Raw genomic sequence first — 8314 nt, 5'->3', positions numbered from 1 at the left:
CTCAGCGATCGCGCTCGACCTGGACGAGGTTTTGGAGCTAATGCGTCTACCCCCTCTGTTCTAGCAATTTTTAACCATTTGAAAATACTCTTTTCTCCCAACCCATAGCTACGGGTAACATTGGCAGGTGACTCACCGTCAAATACTCTCTGAACGGCTAAACGTCTTAATAATGCTTTTTCTTCTGTTGATAACTGTCGGGCATCATATTTCATACTAATAAGTATGGCATAATTCTAGAAAGTATCCATTATTTCCGACTCATTAGTAACAGCCCCTAAAACGAAGCATTTAAACTACGATCCCAGTCCTTCCATACCACCTCTAAACCTTTTAGTTTAATTATTTCTTCCATTTGTTCTGGTGGACGATCATCAGAAATCTCGAACTGTTTCAATGCTAACGTCCTTTCATCAGTATAACCTCCAGGCTGTGTGCTTGAACCTGCACTTAAGCTGGTAATACCCAATGGGAGAACATTATTTCTAAAGTGCGCAGACTCTCTTGTTGACAATGATAACTCTACATCAGGATTAAACAAACGGTAGGCACAAATCAGTTGCAACAATTGGCGATCTGTCATGATTGATTTTGGTTGAAATTCTCCTGCACAAGGACGCAAGCGAGGAAATGAAATCGAATATTTGGTTTGCCAGTATGTTCGTTGCAAATAATCTAAATGCATTGCAACATGGTAACTGTCTGTTCGCCAGTCATCTAAACCTATTAATGCGCCAATCCCTATTTTGTGGATTCCAGCCTTTCCTAAGCGGTCTGCGGTTTCCAGTCGATAACGAAAATCTTGTTTCTTTCCTTTTAAATGATGTGCGGCATAAGTAACAGGGTTATAAGTCTCCTGATATACCAGCACAGCATCCAGTCCTAAACCAATCAGCTCTTCATATTCATGTTGGTCTAGAGGTTGAACCTCCATGGAAAGATGTGCAAATTGAGATTTCACGTGTTTGATTATTTTACGAAAATAGTCAATGCCTACTCGGTACTCCGATTCTCCTGTAACCAATAGCACATGATCGAACCCCATTTTTTTTACCGCAGCAATTTCTGCATTCAGTTGTGGCAAGGTTAAAGTTGTCCGGCGGATTTTATTATGAATGGAAAAACCACAATAAGTACAAATATTCGAACAAAGATTCGATAGGTATAATGGAATATACATTTGCAACGTATTGCCAAAACGCTGCCGAGTTAATTGCATACTCCGCTGAGCCATCTGCTCCAGGTAAGGTTCAGCGGCAGGTGAAATTAGCGCCTGAAAGTCATTAAGTGTTAGTCGCTGGCGAGACAAAGCACACTCTACATCTGTCTTACTTTTACTACGAATAGAGAGCCGACACTCATCCCAATTAACTTGCTGTAGATAGTCGTAAAAACTCATCCGACATCCTCTAAAAAAGCAGTTAATGGGCTTGAAGCCTGTGCTTGCTGTTGTTGTCCTGCCAACCCAGTTTCAAATGCCATTCGCCCTGCCTGTACCGCTAATGCAAATGCACGACTCATCACGACTGGGTCGGGTGCTACAGCAATTGCCGTATTCACTAAAACAGCATCAGCCCCCATTTCCATTGCAGACGCAGCATGACTTGGCGAGCCTAATCCCGCATCAATAATGACAGGGACATTGGACTGCTCAATAATAATCTCTAAAAACGCTTTCGTTTTAAGCCCTTGATTAGAGCCAATAGGTGATCCCAGAGGCATAACAGCCGCAACACCCACACTTTCCAACCGCTTACATAAAACAGGGTCTGCATGAATATACGGCAATACCACAAAACCTTCTTTAACCAACTGTTCTGCAGCACATAACGTCTCTACGGGATCAGGCAATAAGTACCGTGGGTCTGGGTGTATTTCCAGCTTTATCCAGTGAGTTTCCAGTGCTTCTCGTGCTAATTTAGCCGCAAAAATAGCATCTTTTGCGGTACGAGCACCAGACGTGTTTGGTAATAAATGCATGTTATTAGCGATCAGCGGCTGCAAAATATCATCGTCTTTATTTTGCAAATCAACTCGCTTCAATGCCATGGTCACCATTTCGGAGCCTGATGCTTGTAATGCAGCAACCATGGTTGTTTTATCATTAAATTTACCTGTTCCCGTAAATAATCGAGAGCTAAAAGCTTTATTCGCTATTTTTAACATATTTACACCTTAGCCCTTTCACCTTAACCACCAGCAATAGCCTTAAACACTACAACCTGGTCATTTTCTTGTAACTGATACTGCCGCCACTGACTACGACAAATAATGTTGGTATTAATGGCTACAGCAACACCTTTCTCTGGCTGCTCAAGCAAAACCAGTAACTCCATAATGCTACAAGGATTGTATAACTGACGAGGTACATCATTTACACTAATATTCAGCTTCTTGGTCATTCTTGTGCTTCCATTAACTGGTATATTTCAGCACCACTGGCTTTAAACTCAGCAGACTTTTGCTGCATACCTTGTTCAGCATCCACCATAATCTCTTCATCAAGAAGCTGGATTTTAATACCTTGTTGTTTCTGCTCTGCGGCATAGTCACGCACATCCTGTGAGATTTTCATAGAACAGAATTTTGGACCACACATCGAACAAAAGTGAGCTAATTTACCCGAAGCTTGCGGCAGTGTTTCATCATGAAAAGCACGCGCTGTATCAGGATCTAACGCTAAATTGAACTGATCTTCCCAACGAAATTCAAAACGCGCTTTAGACATTGCATTATCACGTATTTGCGCACCAGGATGTCCTTTTGCCAAGTCAGCGGCATGTGCTGCAATCTTGTAGGTAATCATCCCTGTTTTTACATCATCCTTATTGGGTAAACCCAAATGCTCCTTGGGTGTGACGTAACATAACATGGCACATCCATACCAACCGATTAACGCAGCTCCTACGCCTGAGGTTATATGATCATATCCTGGTGCAATATCAGTTACTAAAGGGCCTAATGTGTAAAAAGGTGCTTCATGGCAATGTTCCAATTGCAAATCCATATTTTCTTTAATCATATGCATTGGAATATGGCCTGGGCCTTCAATAATAACCTGAACATCATGCCGCCAAGCTTTTTTTGTTAGTTCGCCAAGGGTTTTAAGTTCAGCAAACTGCGCCTCGTCATTCGCATCAGCAACTGAGCCAGGTCGCAAGCCATCACCAAGCGAAAGTGATACATCATAAGCCTTACAAATTTCACAAATTTCTTCGAAGTGAGTATAAGCAAAGTTTTCTTTATGATGGGATAAACACCACTTCGCCATAATAGAGCCGCCACGAGATACAATACCTGTTAAACGTTCTGCTGTCATAGGTACGTAGCGCAACAATACACCGGCATGTATAGTAAAATAATCTACACCCTGCTCTGCTTGTTCAATTAACGTATCACGAAACACATCCCAACTTAGGTCTTCAGCAATCCCTTTTACTTTTTCAAGTGCTTGGTATATCGGCACAGTGCCAATAGGAACAGGTGAATTACGTAAAATCCATTCCCGCGTCTCATGGATATTTCGCCCAGTTGATAAATCCATGACGGTATCGGCTCCCCAGCGCGTCGCCCAAACCAGTTTTTCAACTTCTTCTTCAATGGATGAGGTCACAGCCGAGTTGCCAATGTTGGCATTCACTTTAACCAAAAAGTTTCGCCCAATGATCATAGGCTCTGATTCTGGGTGGTTTATATTGGCAGGAATAATAGCTCGTCCTTCAGCCACTTCCTGTCGTACAAATTCAGGCGTTATATTTTCAGGTAAATTTGCACCAAAATGCTGGCCAGGATGCTGCTTTTTAAGCACTGCACTACGCACCCGCTCGCGCCCCATATTTTCACGAATAGCAATATATTCCATTTCAGGTGTAATAATTCCCTTACGGGCATAATGCATTTGGGTAACATTAGCACCAGGTTTTGCTTTTTTAGGCTTTGGTAAACAACCAAACCGTAAATGCTCTAACTGTCCATCAGCCAGACGTTGTTGTGCATAATGAGAAGATACTCTCGTCAGCTCCTCTGTGTCATTTCGAGACTCTATCCAGCATTTACGCAACGCAGCTATTCCCTTATGCACATCAATTGTCGCAGAGGGATCAGTATATGGCCCTGATGTATCATAAACGGGAACAGGTGGGTTAGATTCGTAGCTTGGATTAGCCTTTGTACCCCCAGCTAATGTATCAGCCAGCTTAATCTGACGCATAGCAACGCGAATATTATCTTGGCTACCAGTAATATATATCTTTTCTGAATTTGGAAAGGGTTGGCAACTAAGCTGATTAATAAAATCTTGCGCCATTTGGCGACTTTCATTTCTAGACATAAGCACTCACACGTCCACAATGGATATAGTTTGTGATTGCTTGTCGTGAGTAAACAGAGGGAGAGTTTTGGTAACCAGTTCAATAGCCCAACAGGTGAACTACTGAAAGCACTGCACGAAAACCATGAAAAATGAACAGTAACTGGTGTATATCACTTCTTATGTACACCCAGGTGGCATCGCTACGTGCTTTGGCAACTCTTGTTTCCTTCGCTGGTACTAACCAGATCAGGTTCCACGGATCCCGCAACTGCAGTCTCAGCCAGAGAGATGAATGACTTCACCTCTACAGGCACTCCGACAAGATGCCCAAGAGTATAGAAAATATAAGTACTGAAGATCAAGTACTATCAAGACACGACTAAATTCACACTTTAATTCTTTTGCCAGGTAAAATGGCTGTCAATCAATATAATCAGCTCTTTTGGCAATTGAGTCTGGCAGAGTAATACTCCACTTTTCCAGTAATGACTTACTGTATAGATTTCGACCCTTCTCTCCTATTTTTGGCCGTATAGAGGAAGGCTGTTTACCCGATAAAATGTCCATTGCCATTTTGCCAGCCGCTTGGCCTTGGGAAAAACCATACAGCACCAGTCCTCCAATTGCTTTTTTTGGTCCTACCGCAAAATCCCAGAAGGCAAACATAGGTACTGGCGTATTTTCTGACGTCCACTCTATTAAATTGGTTGAATCAACAGACTTATCGTTTCCATCTCGCAAGGTATGATAAAGACCTGTAATGATGGCATCATATCCACTTTCTTTGGCAGAACTGACTGCTGATTTCCACTCACTTAGAATACCAATTTGGTGAATATCAATTTTTATGCCACTAATCGCACCGGTCTTTTTACCTTTAAACTCATCTTCTAATGCCTGGGTAGAAGTTGTGCCATTATCAAATAGAATAAGAAGCTTTTTTGCATTAGGTAAAATTTCTTTCACTTGAGCAATAGACTTTTTAAATAATGGGCGTTCTAAAATACCGGTGATATTTTTATACTTAGTAATACCCAGTTTATTTGGATTACTGTTAATACCTAAATAAACCACTGGCGTATTTGTTTGTGAAAATTTCTCGGCAAGAAACTTTAATGCATTATCATCTCCAAGAATGACAAGATCAGGCTGTACTTGCTGATAATATGCCCAAGCTTCATCAGCTTTTTGCTGATACTCTACACTTGGTACTCGTTTCGTATCCATTTGAAATCGAAGCAGCGAAATTTCTTTCGACTCAAAGACAGATCTTAAGCCTTCAACATAACTAATATCCCAAGGATAATCGGCATGATAACTTTCAATTAAGAGTACTTTATTTGCTGCTAGGGCATAATTAGAAAAGTATATTAACATACCAAGTAGCAATAACTTCATGATTTTTTTCATAAATAGCCTCCTTTAACTATCATTCAACAAATTCTGCAGACAACTGTAATTCCATTGGCAAAATCAGTTGCCATCGATCAAGTTCGTGCCGACTAAAAATCATCTCTCCATGTTCTGCAATGACAGGCAATATATCCTTTGGTAAAGTACCTGCGAGTACTTGTTGCGCAAGTAAACCTGCTGCAGCTCCCTGTGAATTACCCGTCATAACATAGCCACCTATCGTTTTCTGTTTACCTACCGCAAAATCCCATAACGCAAATAAAGGCACCTTACTGTTATTTGAAGTCCAAGATAAAAGTTGCCGATGATCTATATGTTCTTGCTTATCAAATACAGTAAAGTAAAGCCCCACCCAAATGGCATCATATCCATTTTCTTTCGCTGACAGCAGTACTGATTTCCATCGTTCATAATTATTGGTTGTCTCAAGGTGCATTTCAACACCACTGTATGTTACTAAGTCATTACCTTGAAATAGGTCCTCTGAAGCATATTTTGATGTAGTACTCCCATCAAACATAATCAGCACTTTTTTCATCCCAGGCAGTACTTTCTTCATTTCAATGATTGAACGACGGTATAATGGGCGTTCTAGCACTCCTGTAATATTTTTGTATTTTAATATAGCTGTTTTTCGCGGATTGGAATTAATACCTAGATAAATTACTTTATACTGACTATTGCCAACTTTTGTAGCTAGATAGCTGAGCGCATTGTCATCCCCCAAAATGACAAGAGCAGGATCAACACTCTTTATAATATCCCATGCAATTTCTGCACGTTGTGTAAACTGCTTCCGAGGTAACCGTTTGGTATCCATTTGAAACGTTATTAAATTATAGTGTGCCAAGCTATCACGCAGTGCCATTAACCAGTCTCTATCCCACGGGTACATTGTATGATAGCTTTCCACAACAACAATATCGCGCTCTCCAGCTTTAAGCACTGAATTAAATACCAAAACAATTATGGCAAGCAGCGATAATAAAGGCATACTCATTCCAGAGCTATATTACTATACTTACTATTTATCTATGGGTGCTAACCGCATATGATATGAATCAAGTATTTCTTTTAATTTTCCAGAGTTTCTCATATCTGAAACTGTATTACTAAAAGCATCAGCAACCTTTTTATCTGTAAACTCTTTACTAAGCCCAAAATAATAGTTGAGTTTTTTATGTGACCCTGCATAGCGGATATTACCCAAATTAACTTGATGAATAATAGCCATGCCTACATCTTTATTAGAATAAACGCTTGTTAGATTTCTTTTCGGGTCATCCAACATCTTAAAAATATTGATATCATCTGATACCATCTTTATGTGAATAGCATTCAAGCTCTCAGACTCCATACTTTGCTTGATTTTCTCAAGCGACTTTGAAGTATTCGATGGGCCAAAGACCCCCACTCGGTAGCCTTCAATATCCTTAAGTCCTGAGTAATTTAGGGTATTGGACTTTCGCACAAAGAAACCGTAGGCTGTTTCCATAAGCGGAGGAGAATAATAAAGCCACTGATCTCTTTCTTTATTCCAGCCTATAACAAATAGCCCATGTGCTTTTCCCTCCTTCACTTCATTAATGGCGCGTCGCCAAGGTAAAAGCTTAAACTTGCAGCTATACGATAGTGCTTGACAGGCTGCTCTGATAATATCAGCTGCAGGCCCTTCTACCTTATTATCAACCGTATAATTAAACGGAGGAAAATCCTGTGTATTAAATACTAATTCTTCAGCCACCACACCACATTTAACATTTAAAATCAATATGGCAACCAAAAATATAAGATGACGTTTCATAGAGAGACTTGCGCTCCTAGCTCATAAAAAACCAAACATTATTAATTAAAAAATATAGTCCAGCTGTGACAACATGCGTAAAAGTTAAAACCATTTAAAACACATAATAAATAGCTATCTAAAAATTTGTTTTAAAATTTAATGCAAATACCCACAACTGAGTATTTTCTTTTCAAGAAAAGCGTACTACTGAACTTAAGCTAACATGTACTTTTTTAATCATAGAGATAACATTCTCCGCTATAATAGGAGTATGTTTTACAACTATAAATACAAGGATAACCGTGGAAAGCTTGAACTTCATTGCAGATCAGCTACACAAGCCAGTCATTATTGTCGATAGAACGCTGCATGTTGTTTGCTACAACCATGCCTCTGAAATATGCTTTCAATACAACGCAGAAGAAGTAATTGGACGATCAATCAATATTCTTATTCCAATAGAGTATCATCATAGCCATAATCAGTTGGCCAAACATTTTATAGATAGCAATGACCCCAGGGCAATCGCATATAAATTTACACCGAACAAATTAGCTTCATTAAATATTCATGATCCCAACCAGCAGAGAGTCTCTTATTTTTTATTCCAATTTTATAAGTATTATCTTGCTTAAGAATATTAAGTGCTATCTGCCTAATTCTAGACATATTTTCAGCTGAATGTCCTTTACGAATTCGACTATCATCTTCTCTGAATGCAACATCCAAACTCCAGTGCAAGCTGTTTTCAATTTGCCAGTGATGTTGGATCATTTCACTAACCTCTTTTGCTGGCAATGACT

General features: G+C 39.8%; 10 protein-coding genes and 1 riboswitch. Of the genes, 1 reads left to right on the top strand and 9 read right to left on the bottom strand.

The window, feature by feature from the left end:
• From F607_RS0122545 to F607_RS0122510, 8 genes are all read right to left on the bottom strand, one after another.
• A partial coding sequence (locus tag F607_RS0122545) for a helix-turn-helix domain-containing protein (protein ID WP_027709882.1) occupies positions 1–215 on the bottom strand: 215 nt, incomplete at its 3' end.
• Between the two features lie 62 nt (positions 216–277).
• The gene (gene thiH, locus F607_RS0122540; protein WP_027709881.1) at positions 278–1399 is read right to left on the bottom strand and encodes a 2-iminoacetate synthase ThiH; all 1122 of its coding nucleotides are present in this window, start codon (positions 1397–1399) and stop codon (positions 278–280) included.
• Positions 1396–2166 carry a thiazole synthase gene (locus tag F607_RS0122535; protein WP_027709880.1) on the bottom strand — a complete coding sequence of 257 codons (771 nt, stop codon included), beginning with the start codon at positions 2164–2166 and terminating at the stop codon, positions 1396–1398. The genes thiH and F607_RS0122535 overlap by 4 nt, the downstream gene beginning before the upstream one ends.
• A 23-nt stretch (positions 2167–2189) precedes the next feature.
• Positions 2190–2402 carry a sulfur carrier protein ThiS gene (gene thiS, locus F607_RS0122530; protein WP_094786249.1) on the bottom strand — a complete coding sequence of 71 codons (213 nt, stop codon included), beginning with the start codon at positions 2400–2402 and terminating at the stop codon, positions 2190–2192.
• Entirely contained in the window at positions 2399–4330 is a 1932-nt protein-coding gene (gene thiC, locus F607_RS0122525; RefSeq protein ID WP_051311745.1) for a phosphomethylpyrimidine synthase ThiC, read from the bottom strand. Before thiC ends, thiS begins: the two co-directional genes overlap by 4 nt.
• Before the next feature lie 188 nt (positions 4331–4518).
• Positions 4519–4640: riboswitch (TPP riboswitch) on the bottom strand.
• Positions 4641–4732: 92 nt separating this feature from the next.
• A complete protein-coding gene (locus F607_RS0122520) occupies positions 4733–5722 on the bottom strand; it encodes an ABC transporter substrate-binding protein (RefSeq protein ID WP_027709877.1) in 990 nt (329 codons plus the stop codon).
• A 19-nt stretch (positions 5723–5741) separates the two neighbouring features.
• Positions 5742–6719 carry an ABC transporter substrate-binding protein gene (locus F607_RS31190; protein ID WP_051311744.1) on the bottom strand — a complete coding sequence of 326 codons (978 nt, stop codon included), beginning with the start codon at positions 6717–6719 and terminating at the stop codon, positions 5742–5744.
• Between the two features lie 30 nt (positions 6720–6749).
• Positions 6750–7529, bottom strand: coding sequence for a substrate-binding periplasmic protein (locus F607_RS0122510; RefSeq protein WP_038292077.1), 780 nt, complete (start codon positions 7527–7529; stop codon positions 6750–6752).
• 284 nt (positions 7530–7813) lie between these two features.
• Here F607_RS0122510 and F607_RS36195 point away from each other — a divergent pair, with 284 nt between their 5' ends.
• Positions 7814–8146: a PAS domain-containing protein gene (locus F607_RS36195; protein WP_169719837.1), complete on the top strand. Its 333-nt coding sequence runs from the start codon at positions 7814–7816 to the stop codon at positions 8144–8146.
• On the opposite strand, the gene F607_RS31185 is transcribed toward F607_RS36195, so the two are convergent.
• A partial coding sequence (locus tag F607_RS31185; RefSeq protein ID WP_038291647.1) for an ISAs1 family transposase occupies positions 8049–8314 on the bottom strand: 266 nt, incomplete at its 5' end. The genes F607_RS36195 and F607_RS31185 overlap by 98 nt on opposite strands.

Origin of the sequence: Zooshikella ganghwensis DSM 15267, assembly GCF_000428585.1 — a bacterium.
GTDB lineage: Bacteria > Pseudomonadota > Gammaproteobacteria > Pseudomonadales > Zooshikellaceae > Zooshikella > Zooshikella ganghwensis.
The sequence above is the reverse complement of the archived record's forward strand: the minus strand, read 5'-3'. Positions and strand labels throughout refer to the sequence as shown.

What these genes read in the sequence shown, in the direction of transcription:
- F607_RS0122520 (WP_027709877.1), bottom strand. Translation starts at nt 5,722, where the DNA reads ATGAAAAAAATCATGAAGTTATTGCTACTTGGTATGTTAATATACTTT.
- thiC (WP_051311745.1), bottom strand. Translation starts at nt 4,330, where the DNA reads ATGTCTAGAAATGAAAGTCGCCAAATGGCGCAAGATTTTATTAATCAG.
- thiH (WP_027709881.1), bottom strand. Translation starts at nt 1,399, where the DNA reads ATGAGTTTTTACGACTATCTACAGCAAGTTAATTGGGATGAGTGTCGG.
- thiS (WP_094786249.1), bottom strand. Translation starts at nt 2,402, where the DNA reads ATGACCAAGAAGCTGAATATTAGTGTAAATGATGTACCTCGTCAGTTA.
- F607_RS31190 (WP_051311744.1), bottom strand. Translation starts at nt 6,719, where the DNA reads ATGCCTTTATTATCGCTGCTTGCCATAATTGTTTTGGTATTTAATTCA.
- F607_RS0122510 (WP_038292077.1), bottom strand. Translation starts at nt 7,529, where the DNA reads ATGAAACGTCATCTTATATTTTTGGTTGCCATATTGATTTTAAATGTT.
- F607_RS0122535 (WP_027709880.1), bottom strand. Translation starts at nt 2,166, where the DNA reads ATGTTAAAAATAGCGAATAAAGCTTTTAGCTCTCGATTATTTACGGGA.